The sequence below is a fragment of the Melghirimyces thermohalophilus genome, assembly GCF_900102685.1.
In the GTDB taxonomy this organism is placed as follows: Bacteria; Bacillota; Bacilli; order Thermoactinomycetales; family DSM-45169; genus Melghirimyces; species Melghirimyces thermohalophilus.
Genome location: NZ_FMZA01000011.1, coordinates 36447 through 56198 on the forward strand (window position 1 = coordinate 36447; position 19752 = coordinate 56198).

A 19752-nucleotide genomic window follows, 5' to 3' on the forward strand; every position below is an offset into this window, starting at 1 on the left:
AAAACATGCTGTTATGATATTAGTATGCTTGCAGATGGTGGGGATTCATACCGGATCCATTACGACGGAGGAGGGTCCGGCATGTTTCGATGGAAAAAGTGGTTCTCCCTGTTGCTGTCCCTGATTCTGTTCGTCAGTCTGCTCGTGCCGTCCATTCCCCTTCAAGCCCAGGATCAGCAGGACGAGGCACTCTGGAAAGTGCTTCGCCCCTTGGACAAGGTGGTCAGTTTCATGAACACCGGGGCACACCCTGACGATGAATTTAGCGCCCTGCTCGCCTGGCTCTCCCTAGGTCAGGGGGTACGGACATCCAGTCTCCTGGCCAACCGAGGCGAAGGCGGCCAGAACGAGATCGGTAATGAGTTGGGAAACGGTCTCGGCATCATCCGCACCCGGGAGTTGCAAGAGGCAGCCAAGGTGTTGGGAACAGATCTGTTTTTGCTCAGCGAAGAGATCAACGATCCGATCTATGATTTCGGCTTTTCCAAATCCCCAGAGGAAACCCTGAACAAATGGGGGAAAAAGGTGGTCTATGAACGTTTGATCCGCCGCATCCGGGAACAGCGTCCCGACATCTTAATGCCTTCCTTCCGCGACGTTTCCTCCCAGCACGGCCATCACCGGGCGATCACCCGCCTCAGTCTGAAAGCTTTCCACGATGCGGCCGATCCAAAGGTGTTTCCTGAGCATTTGAAACAGGGACTCCGCCCCTGGCAGATCAAGAAGCTTTATCTGCGGGGAACGGAAGAGCAGGAAACATTGCGCTTCAACATCGGCAAGAAAGATCCAGTGTACGGTCTTACCTATCCTCAACTAGGGGAAGAATCACGAAAACTGCACAAAAGCCAGGGGATGGGTCGAGATCTGCCTGCAGAAGATTATTTCGTCTCCCTGGAAAAGGTCCGGTCCGCATCGGGGACCACCGGCAAGGAATCCTCCATCTTTGAAGGAATCCCCGTCACCTTTGCCGACTTGGCCGCCTCGATCTCGGAAACCGATCTCAGCAAGCGGCTGATCTCCCTGCAAAAGAAGCTGGAAGCCGCCCAGGTTGCTTATCCTGATCGACCGGCCGTCACCGAAAAGGTACAGACTGCCCTCAGGATGACCCGTCAATTGATAGAGACGGTCCGTTCGCATCAGCTGAATCCCCATCAGAAAGAGGATCTCCTGTTCCGGCTCCAGGTAAAAGAAAAACAACTGCAAAAAGCGAGCGCCGTCGCTTCCAACATCACAGCCGACCTGTCGGTGGCGGATCCGGTGTTGACCCGCGGGGATGATACTCAAGTCACCCTTTCCCTCCACAATGACAGCGCGTCGGATCTCACGGATCTGACCATCCAACCGATCCTCCCTGACGGGTGGAAAGCTACCACAGAACCATTCTCCAACAAAAAAGTCGCTTCCGGTGAAGAAAAAGCGGTTCACTTCAACGTATCCACACCGAAAGACGCCGACTATTTTGACCCGTACCAACCCTCGGCGATCCGTGCCAAGGTTCAATATCGACTGCAGGGTACTGAGGTGACCCGGACCGTCTCGGTGAATCCGGTACAACAGACGATCGCGCTGCTCCCTGACTGGGGCATGCAACTCCAACCCAACGCCACCATCGTCAACACAGAAAAAGCCGCCGATGCTAAAGATATCACGGTGACGGTGACCAACTACAAAGATCGGCCAAATAGAGGAGTGGTGCAGCCCCAACTGCCTGAGGGTTGGAAGGCGATACCAGCAGTTCAGCCCGTCTCCTTCACCCGCTCCGGAGAAGAAAAAAAGCTCACCTTCCGTATCACACCCCCGGAGGGTGTCTCCCCCGACCGCTATTCCATCGATTTTACGGCGGAAGTGGAAGGGAAGCGACTCCAGAAGAAAGTACAACCCATTGCATACGATCATATCGGCACCAGCTACCTGATCACTGACGCCCGTATGCCCATCCAGGCTTTTCCTCTCCAGTCGGTGGAAGGCCTTAAGGTCGGTTATGTGGACAGCGGCTTTGATCAGGTACCCGCCCATCTGCGGGAAGCGGGGCTAGACGTGACCCTGGTGACAGAGGACGATCTCGCCACCAAAGATCTGAGCCGATTTGACACCATTGTCGTCGGCATCCGGGCGTACCTTTCCCGCGAAGATTTGCTAGAGCATAACGACCGCCTGTTGGAATACGTGAAAGAGGGCGGCCATGTGGTGATGCAGTACCACAAACCGGAAGATAACTGGTCACCGGAATTGGCCCCCTACCCGATCACACCGGGTGAACCGTCGATCGAGTGGCGGGTGACGGACGAAACAGCCCCCGTCACCATATTAAAACCGGAGCATCCTCTCTTCCACGCTCCCAATGAGATTACGGAGAAGGATTTCCAAGGATGGGTTCAGGAACGGGGCCTCTACTTCCCCTCCCAATGGGCCTCTGCCTACACGCCCCTTCTATCGATGGCAGACCCTGGTGAAGAGCCTTTCCAAGGCGGTTTGCTGGTGGCCGATTACGGGGAAGGCTCCTACATCTACAGCAGTCTCGTCTGGTACCGGCAAATCCAGAACCAAGTTCCCGGCGGCTATCGCATGTTTGTCAACCTGATCAGTTACCCGCACAACCGTTAACGCCGCCTGTCACAACGCCCCCCTCCTTCGCAAGGACGGGGGCCTTTTTTGCCAGGGAAAGGGATTATTCCTTGGGCAGTCCTTGGTTCTGCCAAGCGTCAAAACCACCTTGGAGATTGATTACATCCTTGATCCCTGCGGCCTGCAGCAGGCTGGCGGCAATCGCGGAGCGCCCCCCGGCTTTGCAGTTGACGAGCACCGGTCGATTCCGAGGAACCTCCTTGAATCTCTCCTTTAATTCTCCCAGCATGATGTGGCGGGCACCGATGATATGTCCTTTTTCCCATTCATTTTTCATCCGGACATCCACCACTTGCCACCTCCCGCCTCTCACCTTGTCCACAGCTTCCTCCGGAGAAGCGACCCGGTATGTCTCCAGATCGTCGCTGTCACTATTCTGAATCACCGCTGTGTCGATCCATCCCTTCACCTGATCGATTCCGATAGCGTACAGATCCTTTCGGAGCGCCTCCACCTGATCGGAAGCGGCGATCAGACTGACCGGACGATCGTAGTCCACCAGCCAGCCCGCCCATTGCGTAAAACTTGTCCCCTGGGGAATATTGATTGTTCCCGGGATGTGACCCCGTGCAAAATCACCCGGGGAGCGGGTATCGATCACCTGCACGCCTTGCAGCAGCTGTTCCTCCACCGCCGCCTTCAATGGTTGTAACCAATCTACGGCGGGAAGCTGAGCGAGAATCCGCGGCCCTTCACGATTCACCTGCTTCATCACCGCAAAATAACGGGGGGGTTCCGGTTGTCCCTCCAGCAGCTCCTTTTTCAACGATTCCCGAGACCGCTGCTTCAGGGCCCAGTTGTAGCGAGCTTCATAGCCCAAAGTGGAAGAAGGAATCGCGCCTAAGTTTTTTCCACAAGCGCTGCCCGCTCCATGAGCAGGCCAAATCTGCAAAAACTCCGGAAGGGTGCGGATCCGCTGCAAGGATTGATACATCTGCTCCGCACCGAGGTCGGCCGCCCCTGAGATCCCGACAGCTTTCTCCAACAAATCCGGCCGCCCCACATCGCCGACAAAGAGGAAGTCTCCAGAAAAGAGACCGATGGGATCAACCGCCTCCCGATCCGTCAACAGATAGGACATATGTTCCGGCGTGTGTCCCGGCGTATGAATCGCCTCCAGGGTCAGGTGACCGATGTGGAAACAATCCCCGTCCTGAAGGAATCGATGCTCATAATCAGCTGCATAGGCGTAATCTTCTCCATCCCCTGCTCCGGACAGATACAGCTTGGCTCCTACACGCTCCGCCAGTTCCCGGGCTCCAGAGACATAATCGGCATGAATATGGGTTTCAGCAGCCGCCACCACCTTTACCCCATCCTTCCGAGCCGCAGTCAGATACGGTTCCACATCCCGCCCGGGATCCACTACCAAAGCCTCCCCCGAATCGGGACAACCTACCAGATAAGAAGCGTGAGCCAACGAATGGTTATAAAAATAGCGAAGGATCATGATATCCCCCTCTTTCGTTTCTTCAGTCAACCTCTAGACCACATTATGAAGGAACATGCGACAGGTTGCCACACTCATCGATTAGAGCTTCAGATGTAAATTCCCTTCCGTTTACGCTGTCCCGTCTGAAGTGATAAAGTATGTTTAATTCTAGATCCCCACAGGAGGATGAATGGATGGAAATCAGCGCATCCGCAAATATTGGAAAATTGAAGCTAGGCGTATTTAATGAACTGTTGGAACGAAAACGGGAGCTGACGGCTAACGGGAAATCGATGATCGATCTCAGTGTGGGCAGCCCAGACTTGCCCCCGCCCGCCTTTGTCAAAGAGGAGATCCAAAAGCATGCGGCGGAAGATGGTAACTACGGCTATACCATGGGCGGGCTCTCTTCTTTTAATCGAGCAGTAGCCGATTTTTATCATAACCGATACGGCGTGGAGCTGGATCCCGCTACGGAGGTACTGCAGCTGATCGGATCCCAGGACGGGCTGGCTCATCTGGCGACGGCGATCATCGATCCGGGGGATGTGGTGCTGGTTCCGGACCCCGGTTACCCGATCTTTGAAGTCGGTGTTCACATCGCCGGCGGCCAACCCTACCCTATGCCGTTGATGGAGGAGCATCACTTTTTGCCCCAGCTGGAACAAATTCCGACAGAGGTGGCGGAAAAAGCGCGTATGATGGTGCTCAATTACCCGGCCAATCCGGTGACGGCCACGGCCAGCCGTGCATTTTTGCAGGAAGCTGTCGCTTTTGCCCGACGTCATCACATCCTGATCGTCCAGGATTTCACCTATTCAGAGCTGGTCTTCGACGGAGATGCCATCAGCATCCTGTCCATCCCCGGAGCCAAAGAGGTAGCGGTGGAGTTTAACTCGCTGTCCAAAACATTCAACATGGCCGGCTGTCGCATTGGATATATGACTGGCAATCGGCAAGTCCTCCAGATTATGGCGACGATGATGTCCCACACCCAATACGGTATTTTTCAGCCGCTCCAAAAAGCGGCGGAAGCGGCTCTCATCCGAGGGGGCAATTTTATAGAAAAACAGCGGGAAACCTACCGCTCCCGCCGAGATGCTCTGGTGGATTCCTTAGCGGCCAACGGTTGGGAGGTCACCCGTCCGCCGGCCACCATGTATGTATGGGCCCCTACTCCTGACGGCTGGTCGTCCACCGACTTCGTGTTTCGGCTGATGGAAGAACAAGGGGTGATTCTAACCCCAGGACGGGCCTTCGGTGATCAAGGGGAAGGATATGTCCGGATCACCCTCGTCCAACCGGAAAGCATCCTGCAACAAGCCGCGGAGAAGATCGGGCGTTTTTTGTCCTCCTCGGACTCGGGACATCAGTTCCGGTAAATACGGACGCTTTTGTTTCTTCCGGATAACGGGTCCGCCACCAGAAAAACAGGCAGTTTGGATTAGGGAGACTAGCCAAAGGTATGACCCTCCTTCTGATAGGATGAGAAAAGGAAAGGAGGCAAAACCCCTTTGGATCGGCCCGCAACCTCGTGGCAGATCTTTTCTGTTTTTGGCATGCTGCTGTCGGTTCTCGTTCTCATTTGGATCGCCACCAACGGGTTTCCCTTCTATCTTCCCGACCTTTACCGATTTCTCCTCTGGTGTGGAACCATCGGACATTTGGTGCTTCTAGTCGGGATCTGTTTCAGGAGACGCTGGGCGTTGTACGGATATTTCAGCCTGGTGCTGTTAATGATCCCCAACGCTGTGATCGTCGCTGGCCCTGCCGTTTTAACCGCCCTTTCCGGACCAATCATCCTTTGGGTATTGGTTCGGAAAGAATGGCATCAGTTCGATTAAACAACCCCGTAACGGGGTTTTTATTCTGTCAATACGAATAAAGATTTGTTTTACATCTATTTTTATTTCTTAAATGATTAAATACAATGAAGAGGGATAAGATGTTATTTTTTCTGAGGGAGGAATGTTGAATGTCTCATGTTATCGGTGATTTGTTGCGACATCGTGCCCGGTTGAGTCCGCAAGTGGAGGCGCTTGTTTCGCCTCGCGCCCGCCTGACCTATGCCCAATACAACGCCGCGGTCAACCAGCTGGCCCACTTCTTACTCCGTAATCACGTCAAAAAAGGGGATCGTGTAGCTATCGTCTGTAAGAACAGCCATCCCTTTCCCATCATTTATTTAGCGGCCGCGAAAATCGGCGCGATCGCCATCGCTGTCAACTGGCGAATGAAGACGGAGGAGCTTCGATACATACTGCAAGACAGCACTCCAAAGATGTTGTTTTATGACCGTGACTTCGAACAGGTAACCCCTTTGCTAGAAGAAGGCCTTGTCCCTTACCATCTTTCCGTGGGAGACGGAGAAGATACCACCGCCTTCGAGACCCTTATCAAAGACGAACCCACCACCGAACCTGAAGCAGATGTGCAGGAAGACGATCCGGCTCTCATCATCTATACCTCCGGTACGACCGGGCGGCCGAAAGGCGTCGTCTGTACCCATGCCAACATATTCGCCGGCGGAATCGCCAACACGACGACCCTCGATCTGCGGGCCCGGGACCGGTTTCTGTTTGTCACGCCCTTATTCCACATTTCCGGCATGATGTTTATCATCAATTCACTGATCCGGGGTTGCACCTTGGTGGTCCATAGCCAGTTTCACCCGTTCCAGATCTGGGATCTACTCCAGAATGAAAAGATCACCGGGATGATGTCCGTCCCGTCCATGCTGAGTTATATGTACACCGCCGTAAAGTCCCAACCCATCGAAGTACCCTCCCTGCGTATGATCGTCTGCGGGGGATCGTTGGTTCCGGAGGATCTGATCCGGGGGATGAGCGAATTAGGATATGATGTGGTACAGGTGTATGGCGCGACAGAATATACCGGAGCGATCACCTACTGGATGCCAGAGATGGACCTGGCAACCTGCGGTTCCGTCGGCCAAGCCGTCTATTTGACTGAGGTGAAAATCATCGATCCGGTGAGCGGAGAAGGCCTGCCCACGGGAGAGATAGGGGAAGTGGTCTGTCGGGGCCCCTTGATGTTCTCAGGGTATTGGAATCGGGATGAGGAGACGAAAAAAGTGATCCGGAACGGTTGGTATCATACACAGGATGTGGGTTGGATGGATGAAGACGGCCGGTTGTATATCGTCGACCGGCTCCGCGACATGATCATCACCAGCGGTGAAAAAGTGTTTCCCGCTCAGGTAGAGCTTGTGATCGATCAACTGGATGAGGTGGAGGAGTCCGCCGTCGTCGGGGTGGAACATCCGGTATGGGGAGAGCTGGCCCGCGCGTATGTGGTGTTGAAGGAAGGCGCCTCCATCACCGAAGAACAAATCCTCTCCCATGTGCGGGGACAGCTTGCCGATCACAATCTGCATGAAGTCCAACAGGTGGCCGAATTACCGAAAAACAGTATGGGAAAAGTGATGAAATATGTGCTGAAAGAAGCCGCCAATCGTCAAAAGCAAGCATAATCCAAAAAGATCCCGGCTTGGTGCCGGGATCTTTGACGTTGGGACACTATCAATCGAAGTTCAGAAGTTCATATGTTGAAGCCTGAGACGTGTCAACTGGGTCGCCATATATTCCGGGGGATACGGTTGGCCGTTTTTCAACCACCAAACGATGACACCGAGATAAGCGGAGGCGGCGTAATGGACGAGGATTTCTTTTGGAACCGTAGGCTTGAGATGAGTATGGCTGAGCCGTTCAGATAGTGTATCGGTAAACACCTCAAGCAAGCGAAACAAAAGCCGTTGTTCTCCATGCGGACCCAGCATCACGGTGTAAAAGGACTCGTTATTCGCCACGTGTTCGAAGACATAGACCAAATCGGGCAGGGGCTTCACCACATTCCCATCCCTGTCGGTAATCTTCTCCTCCGACAGTCGCTTATTCTTCATCCCGCGGATCAGCTCATTCAATATGTCCTCGATGCTTTGGTTTAACAGATCATCTTTATCCCGATACCCGATAATGGAGATAAAAAGTCGCCCGGTTCAGTGTCGCACGGCGAGCGATATCCTGCACACGGATCGAATCATACCCTTTCTCTCCGATCAGTTCAAGCAAGGCACATTTCAGCATATTACGGGTGCGGACCACCCGGGGGTCCGGTTGTCTCCGCTTTTTTTGCAATAGATTCACCACCTTAAATTTTTCTTGAATTAATCCACAATTCCCTTTCATTTTGTCTATTTATCCACAGATCCAGCCATATTGTTTGTTGATCTCCTCCCTTATGCCATTATAATTGACACTGTGTCGATTAAAAAGCAGGCTGCTTATAAAATCTATCTTTGTGGGGAGATGGTCGATATGTCTGGAATTGTCGGTTGGATCGACTGGGAACAAGACCTTTCCACTCAAGAGGAAATTTTATACGAGATGACGCAGACGATTCAGCATCGCGGTCCTGATGCAGAGGGCTTTTGGTTTTCCCCTCGGGCAGCACTGGGTCATCGTCGCCTGATCGTGACCGATCCGGAAGGTGGTCGGCAACCGATGGTGAAACAGTACGGGGATCGCCGCTACGTCCTCACCTTTAATGGTGAAATCTATAACGACTCCGAACTGAGAAAAGAATTGCAAGAACGGGGTCATACATTTAAGACCGATTCGGACACCGAAGTACTGCTCCATACTTATCTCGAATGGGAAGAAGACTGTGTTCAGCATCTAAATGGGATGTTTGCCTTCGGCATCTGGGACGAAGCAAAGCAAAAACTGTTTTTGGCCCGGGATCATATGGGAATCAAACCGCTGTTTTATGTGGAACGGGGAAATACACTCCTATTCGCCTCCGAGATAAAAGCGATCCTGGCCCATCCGGCGATCCAACCGGAACTGGATGCCCAAGGATTAGGGGAAAATTTCGGAAACGGGCCGATGCGCACACCGGGGGTGGGGGTTTTTAAAGGGATTCAGGAGCTACGTGCCGGTCATTCTATTACAATCACCCGGGAGGGTAAACGGGTTACCCGTTATTGGAAACTAGAGAGCAAACCCCATACGGATGACCTTGACACCACCGCGGCACTATTCGCGTCATTCTGGAGGATACCGTCCGCAGGCAACTCCGTTCCGACATGCCTTTGGTAACAATGCTCTCCGGCGGATTGGACTCCAGCGGTTTGACGGCCATCGCCGGGAAGGAGTTTGCCAAGGGAGGACGAACCCTCCACACCTATTCCCTCGATTTCGTCGATAGCGATCGTAATTTTAAGAAGGACTTGCTGCACGTAGATCTGGATGCCCCTTGGGTGAAACGAGTCTCCGATTATGTTCAAACTGATCACCACCAAATTATGTTAGACTCGGAAGAGTTGGTTGAAAATTTCTTAGCCCCATTACGGGCGAGGGATCTGCCTGGCATCGGGGAAATGGAAACCTCACTGTATCTGTTGTTCCGTGAAATGACAAAAGAGGCCACCGTCACGCTGTCCGGTGAATCGGCAGATGAAGTATTTAGCGGTTATCCCTGGTTCCATCAAGAAGCATTTCTGAATGCGAACACCTTCCCCTGGCGTGTAGGAAATACTCGGCATATAGCAGCATTGCTCAATCCGGAAACCGCCGATTATGTAAAACCGGAAGAATACGTCCAGGCCTGGTATCAGGAGGCGGTTGCCGAAGTCCCATCATTGGAAGGTGAGGACGAGCTCCAAGCCCGTCAACGGGAAATGTCCTACCTGTTCATCACCCGCTTCCTTCCACTGATGCTGGATCGAAAAGATCGTATCAGCACGGTAAACGGATTGGAAGCCCGCGTGCCCTTTTGCGATCATCGTCTGGTGGAATATCTTTGGAATGTTTCTCATCAAATGAAAAAAGCGGACGATATCGAAAAGGGAATCCTGCGCCGCGCTTTGAAAGGATATCTTCCCCAGGATGCACTCTACCGAAAGAAAAGCGCCTATCCTACCGCGCAAAACCCGGTATATTATCAAGCCATCTCCCGCTGGGCGCAGGATATCTTGTCCGACCCGCACTCTCCCGTCCGCCCCTTGATCGATCAGCAGAAAGTACAAGGAATGATTGACGGAAAGACCACACTGGACGAGGGACAAGTGATTAAAGGATTGGAATATCTGATCCAGGTCAATGCCTGGATCGAGGAATACGGCATCTCTATTCGTTGATGCAAGGAGTGAACGGCTGTTACTGGCCCCCATAAAAATAACGGGGGCTTTTTCTCTTTCTCCTGCCAGCTGTGGTATGAACTAACCCGATCGGATAGGGTGGAAATTCCATGTAACCACAATGGGGCGAATCCCGTTACAGAGAGTATAGCCTGTTCTCCGAAATCATAAGATCGATCATCCTTGACGTTGTCAATCCGGAAAGAGGCGTTACCATGAAATTGAAAGAGCTTCCCGTCCCGGCTCCCGCACCGGCGGAAAACCTCAAGGTGCGGAGGATTCACTTTCATTCCAAAAAAGTCAAACCTGGGGACCTCTTTGTCGCCATCCGAGGAAATGAAGCGGACGGGCACGATTTCATGACGGATGCTGTGCAAAGAGGGGCGATCGCTGTGGTGGGAGAAAGAGAGAACTCCGGTCTCCCCGTTCCATACATCCGTGTTTCCGATTCCCGTAAAGCTCTGGCCCGCATGGCAGCATGCTTTTACGGCTTTCCATCGGAAGGCCACACCATGATCGGGGTTACCGGAACCAACGGCAAAACGACCACATCCCATATGATTCAGCATATTCTTCACCACAGCGGGAAGAGATGCAGTCTGATCGGAACGGTTCACCATCAGATCAACGGGATCGAAATCCCCGCTGCCAACACGACCCCCGACGCCCTGTTCCTGCAAAAACAACTGGCAGAAAGCCAGGACACCTATGTGGTCATGGAGGTCTCTTCCCACGGAATCAACCAGCATCGAACCGATGAAATCGCCTTTGATCGGGCTATCTTTACCAACCTCAGCCAGGAACACTTGGACTATCACGGGACGATGGAAGCTTATTTCCAAGTGAAAAAAAAATTGTTTGCCCAACTTCGTTCCTCTGGGCAAGCGGTAATCTGTACCTTTTCTCCTTGGGGGCGCCGGCTGGCAACAGAGTTAACCGCTGCCGGCATCTCCGTCACCACTGTCGGGGAAACTCCCGACGACACCATCCGGATCCAGCCGATAGAGACAGGAGGGATAACGATCCGGGAAGGGAGTTCCGTCCATACCTTATCCCTTCCGCTTCCGGGAGCGTACAATGCCCGCAACGCAGCAGCGGCTTACGGCACTGTACGAACATTGGGCATTCCGGCCACCGGAGCGCTCCGCGCTTTGGAATCCTTCCCTGGTGTGCCTGGAAGGTTTGAAGTGTTCCACGATCCCGGCGGAACCCGTTTCGTGATCGATTATGCCCATACCCCCGACGGACTGGCCCAATTTTTAAAAACCCTTCGCTCTCGGGCGAAGGGACGGATTTTTCATGTTTTCGGCTTCCGGGGGGACAGGGATCCCTGCAAACGCGGTGAGTTATTGGCAATCTCTTCCCGCTTCAGCGACCGGATCCACCTTACCCGGGATAAGTATGGAAAGATGTCCCCACAAGAGATGAAAAAAGAGATGGAACGTCTGGCTAAAACCTGGGGAAAAGGAAAGGTGACGATTATTGAAGATCGCTCCCTCGCCATCGAGAAAGCGTTGGAGGCAGCCGGTCCCGAAGACTGGATTGCCATCACCGGCAAAGGGCCGGAACCTTACGACCAACCCTGTACCTTTCCAGTACAGTCCGATCCGGAAGCGGTTCGTTGGTTATTGAAACGGGAACAAGAAAAGGTATAATAAAAAAGCCCGGCAGGGCTGTAGAAACGAGCTCACTCCCCTGGAACGACGAGGGAGCGGGCCATTTTTTTGGCACTTTCTTTTACCGATTCGATCGGCGGATCCTCGACGGGCTCCGCATAAGCCGTATCCGTTTCTTGATTTTGAATGTAAAAAAGGGTCAAAGCGATCAACAGAGACAATAGCTTCAAGCGATTTTTGTTCAAAGTGGATCCACCTTCCCCGATTCCATACATAGTAGCTCTTATATGATTTATTCGAAAGAGAAGCCCATTTTGTGTCCCCCTTCTGGGGAAAAACATTTTTTTCTTTACACATATCAAAAACCCTCCCGCTCGGGGGGGTTTTGATCCAATCTTCACCCAGTATATATGGGGTGACCCTGGGAATCGCCTCCATATCGGCATCCATCCCCTTCAGGTAGTGATCAAACCAACAGAGGACGATTTGATCCAACGAAGGGACTCCCTCCTGTAGCAAGTCACTGCCGAAATTTCCATGAGTCCAGTTGCCACCAGCAGTTTCGCATTCACCTGGTCCTTCAACTGCTCATAAAGGAGCGGTTCCCCTCTCTGAAAAATATCGTGGAGCCCACCCGTAATAAATGCCGGCACCTCCACCTGATCCGCTACTTCAATCCAAAAAGGCCGGCAGCCGCCGGCCGAAACTTTTTTATTCTCCGTTTCCGTTCATATGGAAGCTTTTCAGAAAGTCCCGCAACCGCTCGGTCTCGGGATGAGCGAACAGTTTGGACGGGGGTCCCTGTTCCTGGATCCTTCCTTCATCGAAAAAGCAAACGCGGTCCGCCACATCCCGGGCGAAACTCATTTCGTGGGTGATCAGCATCATCGACATGTCGCCCTGTTTGGCGATGTCTTTAATCACGTTGAGCACTTCTCCCACCGTCTCCGGGTCCAGTGCGGAGGTGGGCTCGTCAAACAGCATCACCTTCGGCCGCATCACCAGCGCCCGAGCGATGGCCACCCGTTGCTGTTGTCCGCCGGAGAGGCTAGCCGGGTAATCATCGGCTTTTTCCAACATCCCCACCTTGTCCAACATTTTCTTGGCCCGTTCCACCGCTTCTTTCTTAGACAGACCCAGCACTTTGATCGGGGCTTCAATACAGTTTCGGAGGATGCTCATGTGTGGGAACAGGTTAAAGTGCTGAAACACCATGCCAATGTCGCCGCGAATCTTGTGGAGATGCTTCTCATCGGCGGGAACTAGTTTCCCGTTGACTTCCTTGTGCCACAGGTGGCGTCCGTCCACCTCGATCGTCCCTTCGCTGGGCGTTTCGAGTGTCATCAACAGACGGGCCAGTGTCGTCTTACCGGAACCGCTGGGTCCGATGATAGCCACCCGTTCCCCGGGATAGAGATCAAAGTCGATCCCCTTCAGTACTTCGTTATCGCCAAAGGACTTGCTGACGTTCCGGTATTTGATAATCGGTTCCTTGCCATCGATATCGAAGGCGGTCAGATCTTGTGCCTCCGTCGCTTCCGTCATGTCGCACTCACATCCTTCCTCATTTACCATTCAGGTCCAATTTCCATTCCAGACGTTTCACCAAAAGAGAGGCCGTATAGCTCAAAATCAGGAAGATAATCCCGACCATGGTGATCGGCTCCAGGTAACGAAAGGTAACCGATCCGATGCTTTTGGCTTGGCCCAACAACTCCATCAGACCGATCGCGGCCAGCAAAGGAGTTTCCTTGAAGAGAACGATCAAGTAGTTTCCCATCACCGGAATGATCGGTCGGATCGCCTGAGGTAAAATCACTGATTTCCACTTTTGCAGTGGGGAAAAGTTCAGGGCGATTGCCGCTTCCCACTGCCCTTTGGGTACGGATTCGATCCCGGCCCGGTACACCTCCGACAGATAGGTGCTGTAGTGAATGCCCAACCCGAGGATCCCGGCCACCATCGGTTTTAACGTCAACCCGAACAGATGCGGGAAGACAAAGAAGATGAAAAAAAGCTGTACCAAAGGCGGGGTCAACCGGATAAACTCCACGACTCCACGGGTGGGCCAGGAGATCCATTTCTTGTTGGAACGGCAGCCCAAAGCCAGCACCAATCCGAGGACTACAGCTAATGCAAAGGCGCCTAAGGTAGCCATGATGGTGACATGGATCACGTTCAGCAATTCCGGCACCACTTCATTGAGAGTAAAATTCCAGTCCCAGGCCATCGATCAAACCCTCCCCGCGCTGAACTTTCGCTCAAGCCAGCGGAACACCAAAGTGATCACATACCCGATGATGAAATAGGCCACCAGCAGCATACTGAACAACAGGGTATCATGTCCGATGGTGTTACGGGCCTGAGTGATGTAGAAGGTCATATCCTGGATCGTGATCAGGGAAACAAGGGCGGTTCCCTTTAACAATTCGATCATCAGGTTACCGAAGGAAGGCAACATGATACGGAATGCCTGGGGCAGGATGATGCTCTTCATCCGTTGAAAGCGAGTCATATTCAAAGCGATCCCCGCTTCGGCCTGCCCTTTTGGAACTGCCAGGATCGAGCTACGAACGATTTCAGAACCGTAGGAGCCGTAGTTGAGCGTTAAAGCCACAATTCCGACCAGGCCTGTCGGAAGTGTGACTCCCAGCAGGGGCAGTGCATAGTAAAACCAAAAAAGCTGAACCAACAGAGAGGTTCCTCGGAAAAACTCGATCAAAAAACCGGAGACCCAGCGAAGGGGAGCAAACCGAGATAAGCGGGCCAGTCCCCCAACAAAGGACATCACGAAGGACAAAATCCCCGCGATGATCACCAGCTGGATCGTGACAATAAAGCCCTCTTGAAGCAATGGAAGTACTTGGGATACGACGTCGATAGGTATCACATCCTTTCAACCAATGCCTGAGGCGACGAAATCCATTCTAAATCACGAAGGAAGGGGGATTCCTCCCCCTTCAAAAGAACCGGTATTACCCTTTACAGAGCGATTCGTGCGTCAGGTCCCCAGGAAGGTTTTCCTCCGCGAAGTTGAACTGCTTCAGAATGTCCAATAGCTCGCCGGACTTTTCCATTTTGTTTAATTCTTTGGTGAATTGATCCCGAAACTCTGTGTCATCCTTTTTGAAGGCGGCAGCTCCGTAACCGACCACGCTTTTACCGTCGATTACCGGCTGTTTGAAATCCTCCACCGTTTCGATCCCTTCCGTCCCTTGGGCTGCCAGCACTTCACGCAAAGAAGGACCCGTCATGGTAATGGCATCCACCCGTCCAGACTTCAGCGCCTGAACCACAGAGGGCTGATCGGAATATTGCTTGATCTGACTATCTTTCACGCCAAGGTCCTGCAGGTATTGGATTTCGATGGCACCTTGCATAACCCCTACGGTTACATCTTTATTGTCAACAATATCCTGATAGCTGTGGAGATCCTTGGGATTCCCCTTCTTCACTGCCAACCCTTCCCCAATCTGGTATTCCGGATCGGCAAAGGCTACTTCCTTACAGCGTTTAGGGGTGATGTACATACCGGCGGTGATGACATCAAAGCGGCCGGCTTTTAATCCAGGAATCAGCTGACTGAAGTCGGTTAATACCGGCTCCACTTTTTCGATTCCCATTCTTTTAAAGATCGTTTTGGAGATCTCCACCGCTTCACCGGTCACTTTTCCGTTCTCGTCCCGATAGGCGTAAGGTTTTTCATTGGCAAATCCGACCTTGATCACGCCTTCATTCTTCGCCTTTTCCAGGGTGGAACCTCCACCGCCTGCGCCCAGGTCGAGATTACCGCACCCTGTCAGGGATAAGGCGAGCGCCATCACCATCATCCATGTAAAAATCTTCTTCAAGGCGTCTCCTCCTCTTTTGTTTCAACTCCCCAACCGGAAGCAGACCACTTTGGTCTCCGTCATCTCTCCGATGGCGAAGCGGACGCCTTCTCGACCCAATCCCGACTGTTTGACGCCGCCAAAGGGCATGGCATCAATTCGATAATCACTGCTGTCATTCACCATCACGCCTCCGACATCCAGACGTTGAACCAGGTTAAAGGCCTTGTCGAGATCCCGGGTAAACACCCCGGCCTGCAGCCCAAAGTCTGTCCGGTTGGCTCGTTGAACCGCTTCCTCCGCATCCCGGACCGGATACAGACAGACGACCGGACCGAACACTTCCTCTCGTTCGAGACGACTTCCCTCGGGGACATCGGTCAGAACCGTCGGGGTGTAATACGCCCCGTCAAGTTTCCCGCCGCAGCAGAGGGTGGCCCCCTCTTTTATCGCTTCCTTAACCCAACGGTCCACCCGTTCCGCCTCCCTTCGGGTGATCAGCGGCCCCATGTCTGTCTCCTCAGACAGTTTGTTCCCGACGCGGTACTGTTGAGCGCAGAAGACAAACTGCTCCAAAAAGTCCGGGTAGCAGGAATCTTCGATATAAATTCGTTGCACCTTGAGACAATTTTGTCCTGCGGCCCAGAATGCCCCGGATATACAAGATTCCACGGCAGATGAGAGGTCCGCATCGTCCAATACGATTGCCGGACAGTTTGACCCCAATTCCATACTTACTTTTTTTACTCCGGCTTTCCTGACGATTTCCCGGCCCGCATCCACCCCTCCGGTGAAAGAGAGCATGCGAACCGACCGATGTTGGACCAGGATGTCCCCAACCTCCGTACCCCGCCCGGGAACCACTGAAAAGACGGAGGCGGGCAAGCCCGCTTCTTGCATGACCTCCCACAACTTGAGGGCGCTCAAGGGTGTAACGCTGGCAGGTTTGACTATCACGGCATTGCCGGATGCCACGGCGGGACCCACCTTGTGTGCCACCAGGTTGAGGGGATCGTTGAAGGGCGTGATCGCTCCGACCAGACCGACGGGAAAACGATAGAAGCCCCCCAGCCGATTTTCGCCTCCCGGCATTTGATCAAAAGAGATGGTCTCCCCTTGGATCCGTCGGGCCTCTTCCCCGCTGATGCGGATCGTCTCCACCGCCCGGTCCACTTCCTTTCGGGCCTCGCGAATGGTCTTGCTGCCTTCTCGAGCGATCAAGGTAGCAAACTCTTCCCTGCGGGAAGCGATCCGATCCGCCGTACCATATAATACGGAAATCCGTTGATGAACAGGTGTTTCGGCGGCAATTTTTGCTCCTTCCGCCGCCCGGTCCACCGCCTTTTGCATGCCCTCGGCGGTAACAGCAGGCACGGTGGCGATCAGAGAGTCATCCTGCGGGTCGCGAACCTCTATCCTGTTTTTACATTCCACTGAATGACCGGGGCTAAACCCCATTTTGTCATGGATCGTCCACATTTTCAAATGAGACCCCCCTTGATCTGAATCAACCACGCTTCCAAATAGCTTGCGAAGAGAGAGTAGCGGCATGTATCGAAGCCACTCAACCCATTAGGGCACAAATTGCGCAAAGTCCCTCCGTTTCTGTTTCGTTATGCACCTCCTCATAAAGGTGGAACTAGCCTGCTATGGATCAGCCTAAGATGTCGAATCTGCCGCTTATCACCACACTTCTAGCGGGCATCGCGCCAAATCTGAATCAGGTCCGCCAAAAGGGCAAATCCTGTCTCCGAACGTCCCGCCCCGGCACCGACAAGAGTGACTGGACCGAGGAGGTCACAGGTGTAAGTGACGGCGTTGAGGGCCCCTCTCACTCCAGCCAGGGGATCCGTCTCCGGGATAGCGACAGGTTGGACCGATGCGGCAATTCGTCCCTCCTCCTCCCGAAGTTGCCCCAGCACTTTCCACCTCTTTCCTTCCCGCTTCGCCTGCCGGATCGCTTCCGCCGTCACTGTTTGGATCCCTTTCCGTTCCACATCCTGGCGGTTCAGCGGCACCCCCATTACCACTTCGGACAGGATCATCACTTTGTATAAGGCGTCAAATCCCTCCAAGTCACTGGTAGGATCCGCTTCTGCATAACCGTGGTGCTGCGCCTCCCGCAAGGCTTCATCCAGACTTCGCCCTTCTTCCACCCGAGTCAAAATATAATTGGTCGTTCCATTGAGAATCCCCCGGATCTCCCGAACCCGATCTCCGGCCAAAGCGGTTTGCGGCAAGCGAAGAGCCGGCGTCCCGCTCATCACGGTTCCTTCAAATCCCCAAAAAACCCCATTTTTTTCAGCCAGTTCAGATAGTTCCCGGTAGGCGAGTGCCACCGGCCCTTTGTTGGTGGTGACCACGTGTTTTCCCGCCTCAAATGCCCTGCGACAATGATCGATCGCCGGTTGCCCCGTCTCCACATCGGTAAAGGTGACTTCCACCACAACGTCGGCGTTGGTATCCTCAATCGTCTTCAGACTATCCCACCCCCGTTTTAACCCAGGGGTATCCGGGTAAGCATCCAAAGTTCCCGTCTGTTCAAGGGAGCGAAACACCTGAACCAAGTCCAGCCCCTCCGGATGATACAACGCCCCCTTCATCGCATCGGATATAGCGGTGATCCGTGCCATGTATCCTTCCTTCTCCCGCAGTTCAGCTTTTCGTTCCATCAAAATCCGCGCCAGTGCCTGACCCACTGTTCCAAAACCGATCATCGCCAACCGGTGTTCCATGGCACGCTCTCCTTCCGTTTGGGTTATCCGTTAATATCCGGCAAATAGAGGCAGGGGACGATCCTCGCGGTATCCTCCCCTGCCTTGGCCGGACTTCCTAGGAGACCGATTCATCTGCGCGCTCCGATTTCAGTATTTGCAGGGCGGTCTGCGTCAAGATAGCCGTTCCGATGGGCAGGCAGCCCTCGTCGATGTCAAAGATCGGGGTATGCAGATCCCGGTGTATGCCGTCGGGCAACGCGCATCCCAAGAAAAACATCGCTCCCGGTACCTGTTGCGTCATGTAGCTGAAATCCTCCGCAGCCATTCCAAAGGGGCCGCCATCGATCTCCATCTCCGGGTACAGATGACGGATCGCCTTCAGGATCGCCAAATTGGTTTCCGGGTGATTGTATAGCGCAGGCTCTCCCTCTTCCACCTGAAAGGTATAACTTCCGCCCAACCCCGTGACCAGGGAAAAGGCTTTTTCCAACTGATCCACGATTCGGTTGCGGGTGTCAGGATCATAGGTACGGATCGTCCCCTGGATAAACACCTCCGATGGGATCACATTGCTGGCCGTGCCGGCGTGGATTTGTCCGATACTGACCACAGCCGGCTCCAGGGGGGAAACCCTGCGGGCGACGATGCCGTGAACAGCTTGCAGCACCGGCAGCAGCATCCAGCTGGGATCGGTGCCCAGATGGGGATAAGCTCCATGTCCGCCGGTTCCGTATAAGGTACCTTGAAAGGTATCCACCCCGGCCATGGTGTAACCGTCATTGACCAGGACGGCACCGACTGGCCGCTCGGGATTCATATGCAGAGCGATCACCTGCTCCACTCCATCGAGCGCCCCGGCCTCCAACATTTGTGGTGCTCCAGTGGTCCCGACAGCTCCGGTGTATTCCTCCCCCGGTTGGAACACAAACTGGACGGTTCCCTGAATCTTTTCGGAACGAAAGGCCTCTCCCAGAAGGCGAGCCGCCCCCAGTAGAATCGCTGTGTGGGCATCGTGGCCACAAGCATGCATCACACCCGGATTGCGGGAGCGGTAAGGACGATCACCCGATTCCACAATCGGGAGAGCGTCCATATCCGCCCGGAGAGCGATAGTTCTTCCTTCGCCTCGGGACAGCGTTCCAACCACCCCCGTCGTCCCCACTCCTTTTTTCACCACCATCCCATCGATTTTCTCCAGCTCACCGGCCACCAAGCGAGCCGTCTCAAACTCCCGGAAACTCAATTCCGGATTGGCGTGGATCTGACGCCGCCATGCCACCAATTGTTCCTGCAGCGCTTCCGCCTGTTCCGCCACCCTTTTTCCCACTGAGATCCCTCCAGACAAAGCGCAACCCCTGAGAAAAGCGGGTTG

16 protein-coding genes and 1 pseudogene are annotated in these 19752 nt (G+C 53.7%); 6 read left to right on the forward strand and 11 right to left on the reverse strand.

Going from position 1 to position 19752, the window contains the following annotated elements; genetic code table 11:
- Window positions 1-81: 81 nt before the first annotated feature.
- Entirely contained in the window at window positions 82-2604 is a 2523-nt protein-coding gene (locus BLP91_RS09585) for an NEW3 domain-containing protein (protein ID WP_091570166.1), read from the forward strand.
- Between the two features lie 64 nt (window positions 2605-2668).
- Here the strand turns inward: BLP91_RS09585 and BLP91_RS09590 are convergent, their stop codons facing one another.
- Window positions 2669-4075, reverse strand: coding sequence for a rhodanese-like domain-containing protein (locus BLP91_RS09590; protein ID WP_091570169.1), 1407 nt, complete (start codon window positions 4073-4075; stop codon window positions 2669-2671).
- A gap of 176 nt (window positions 4076-4251) precedes the next feature.
- Between BLP91_RS09590 and BLP91_RS09595 the strand changes: the two genes are divergently transcribed.
- The 3 genes from BLP91_RS09595 to BLP91_RS09605 all read left to right on the forward strand — a co-directional run bounded on the left by BLP91_RS09595 (window position 4252) and on the right by BLP91_RS09605 (window position 7550).
- Complete coding sequence (locus BLP91_RS09595) at window positions 4252-5439, forward strand: LL-diaminopimelate aminotransferase (protein ID WP_091570171.1); 1188 nt, start codon at window positions 4252-4254, stop codon at window positions 5437-5439.
- A 132-nt stretch (window positions 5440-5571) separates the two neighbouring features.
- Window positions 5572-5901, forward strand: coding sequence for a hypothetical protein (locus BLP91_RS09600; protein ID WP_091570174.1), 330 nt, complete (start codon window positions 5572-5574; stop codon window positions 5899-5901).
- 131 nt (window positions 5902-6032) lie between these two features.
- Window positions 6033-7550, forward strand: a complete 1518-nt coding sequence (locus BLP91_RS09605) for a class I adenylate-forming enzyme family protein (RefSeq protein WP_091570176.1) — start codon at window positions 6033-6035, stop codon at window positions 7548-7550.
- A 60-nt stretch (window positions 7551-7610) separates the two neighbouring features.
- Here the strand turns inward: BLP91_RS09605 and BLP91_RS17145 are convergent, their stop codons facing one another.
- Window positions 7611-7979 carry a TetR-like C-terminal domain-containing protein gene (locus tag BLP91_RS17145; protein WP_245662220.1) on the reverse strand — a complete coding sequence of 123 codons (369 nt, stop codon included), beginning with the start codon at window positions 7977-7979 and terminating at the stop codon, window positions 7611-7613.
- Between the two features lie 55 nt (window positions 7980-8034).
- The gene (locus BLP91_RS17150; RefSeq protein WP_245662221.1) at window positions 8035-8214 is read right to left on the reverse strand and encodes a TetR/AcrR family transcriptional regulator; all 180 of its coding nucleotides are present in this window, start codon (window positions 8212-8214) and stop codon (window positions 8035-8037) included.
- Window positions 8215-8394: 180 nt separating this feature from the next.
- Between BLP91_RS17150 and asnB the strand changes: the two are divergent.
- Both asnB and BLP91_RS09620 read left to right on the forward strand, forming a co-directional pair.
- Window positions 8395-10217 (forward strand): annotated as a pseudogene (gene asnB, locus BLP91_RS09615) (asparagine synthase (glutamine-hydrolyzing)).
- A 215-nt stretch (window positions 10218-10432) separates the two neighbouring features.
- Window positions 10433-11872 (forward strand): UDP-N-acetylmuramoyl-L-alanyl-D-glutamate--2,6-diaminopimelate ligase, encoded by a 1440-nt coding sequence (locus BLP91_RS09620; protein WP_091570179.1) that lies wholly within the window; start codon window positions 10433-10435, stop codon window positions 11870-11872.
- 32 nt (window positions 11873-11904) lie between these two features.
- Here BLP91_RS09620 and BLP91_RS16765 read toward each other — a convergent pair whose 3' ends face one another.
- The 8 genes from BLP91_RS16765 to BLP91_RS09660 all read right to left on the reverse strand — a co-directional run bounded on the left by BLP91_RS16765 (window position 11905) and on the right by BLP91_RS09660 (window position 19707).
- The gene (locus tag BLP91_RS16765; RefSeq protein WP_176757924.1) at window positions 11905-12078 is read right to left on the reverse strand and encodes a hypothetical protein; all 174 of its coding nucleotides are present in this window, start codon (window positions 12076-12078) and stop codon (window positions 11905-11907) included.
- 466 nt (window positions 12079-12544) lie between these two features.
- Window positions 12545-13378 (reverse strand): ectoine/hydroxyectoine ABC transporter ATP-binding protein EhuA, encoded by an 834-nt coding sequence (gene ehuA, locus BLP91_RS09630; RefSeq protein ID WP_091570184.1) that lies wholly within the window; start codon window positions 13376-13378, stop codon window positions 12545-12547.
- Window positions 13379-13397: 19 nt separating this feature from the next.
- On the reverse strand, window positions 13398-14063 hold the full coding sequence (ehuD, locus tag BLP91_RS09635; RefSeq protein WP_091570186.1) for an ectoine/hydroxyectoine ABC transporter permease subunit EhuD: 666 nt from the start codon (window positions 14061-14063) through the stop codon (window positions 13398-13400).
- 3 nt (window positions 14064-14066) lie between these two features.
- Window positions 14067-14723, reverse strand: coding sequence for an ectoine/hydroxyectoine ABC transporter permease subunit EhuC (ehuC, locus tag BLP91_RS09640; protein WP_342670285.1), 657 nt, complete (start codon window positions 14721-14723; stop codon window positions 14067-14069).
- A gap of 85 nt (window positions 14724-14808) precedes the next feature.
- Entirely contained in the window at window positions 14809-15684 is an 876-nt protein-coding gene (gene ehuB, locus BLP91_RS09645) for an ectoine/hydroxyectoine ABC transporter substrate-binding protein EhuB (RefSeq protein WP_245662222.1), read from the reverse strand.
- A gap of 21 nt (window positions 15685-15705) precedes the next feature.
- The gene (locus BLP91_RS09650) at window positions 15706-17142 is read right to left on the reverse strand and encodes an aldehyde dehydrogenase family protein (RefSeq protein WP_091570305.1); all 1437 of its coding nucleotides are present in this window, start codon (window positions 17140-17142) and stop codon (window positions 15706-15708) included.
- 215 nt (window positions 17143-17357) lie between these two features.
- Window positions 17358-18425 (reverse strand): homoserine dehydrogenase, encoded by a 1068-nt coding sequence (locus tag BLP91_RS09655; RefSeq protein ID WP_342670289.1) that lies wholly within the window; start codon window positions 18423-18425, stop codon window positions 17358-17360.
- 70 nt (window positions 18426-18495) lie between these two features.
- Entirely contained in the window at window positions 18496-19707 is a 1212-nt protein-coding gene (locus BLP91_RS09660) for a M20 metallopeptidase family protein (protein WP_342670286.1), read from the reverse strand.
- Window positions 19708-19752: the final 45 nt, after the last annotated feature.

Coding starts and splice junctions, on each gene's coding strand:
- BLP91_RS09585 (WP_091570166.1), top strand. CDS start 82: ATGTTTCGATGGAAAAAGTGGTTCTCCCTGTTGCTGTCCCTGATTCTG.
- BLP91_RS09620 (WP_091570179.1), top strand. CDS start 10,433: ATGAAATTGAAAGAGCTTCCCGTCCCGGCTCCCGCACCGGCGGAAAAC.
- ehuA (WP_091570184.1), bottom strand. CDS start 13,378: ATGACGGAAGCGACGGAGGCACAAGATCTGACCGCCTTCGATATCGAT.
- BLP91_RS17145 (WP_245662220.1), bottom strand. CDS start 7,979: ATGAAGAATAAGCGACTGTCGGAGGAGAAGATTACCGACAGGGATGGG.
- BLP91_RS09590 (WP_091570169.1), bottom strand. CDS start 4,075: ATGATCCTTCGCTATTTTTATAACCATTCGTTGGCTCACGCTTCTTAT.
- BLP91_RS09650 (WP_091570305.1), bottom strand. CDS start 17,142: ATGTGGACGATCCATGACAAAATGGGGTTTAGCCCCGGTCATTCAGTG.
- BLP91_RS09595 (WP_091570171.1), top strand. CDS start 4,252: ATGGAAATCAGCGCATCCGCAAATATTGGAAAATTGAAGCTAGGCGTA.
- ehuD (WP_091570186.1), bottom strand. CDS start 14,063: ATGGCCTGGGACTGGAATTTTACTCTCAATGAAGTGGTGCCGGAATTG.
- BLP91_RS09605 (WP_091570176.1), top strand. CDS start 6,033: ATGTCTCATGTTATCGGTGATTTGTTGCGACATCGTGCCCGGTTGAGT.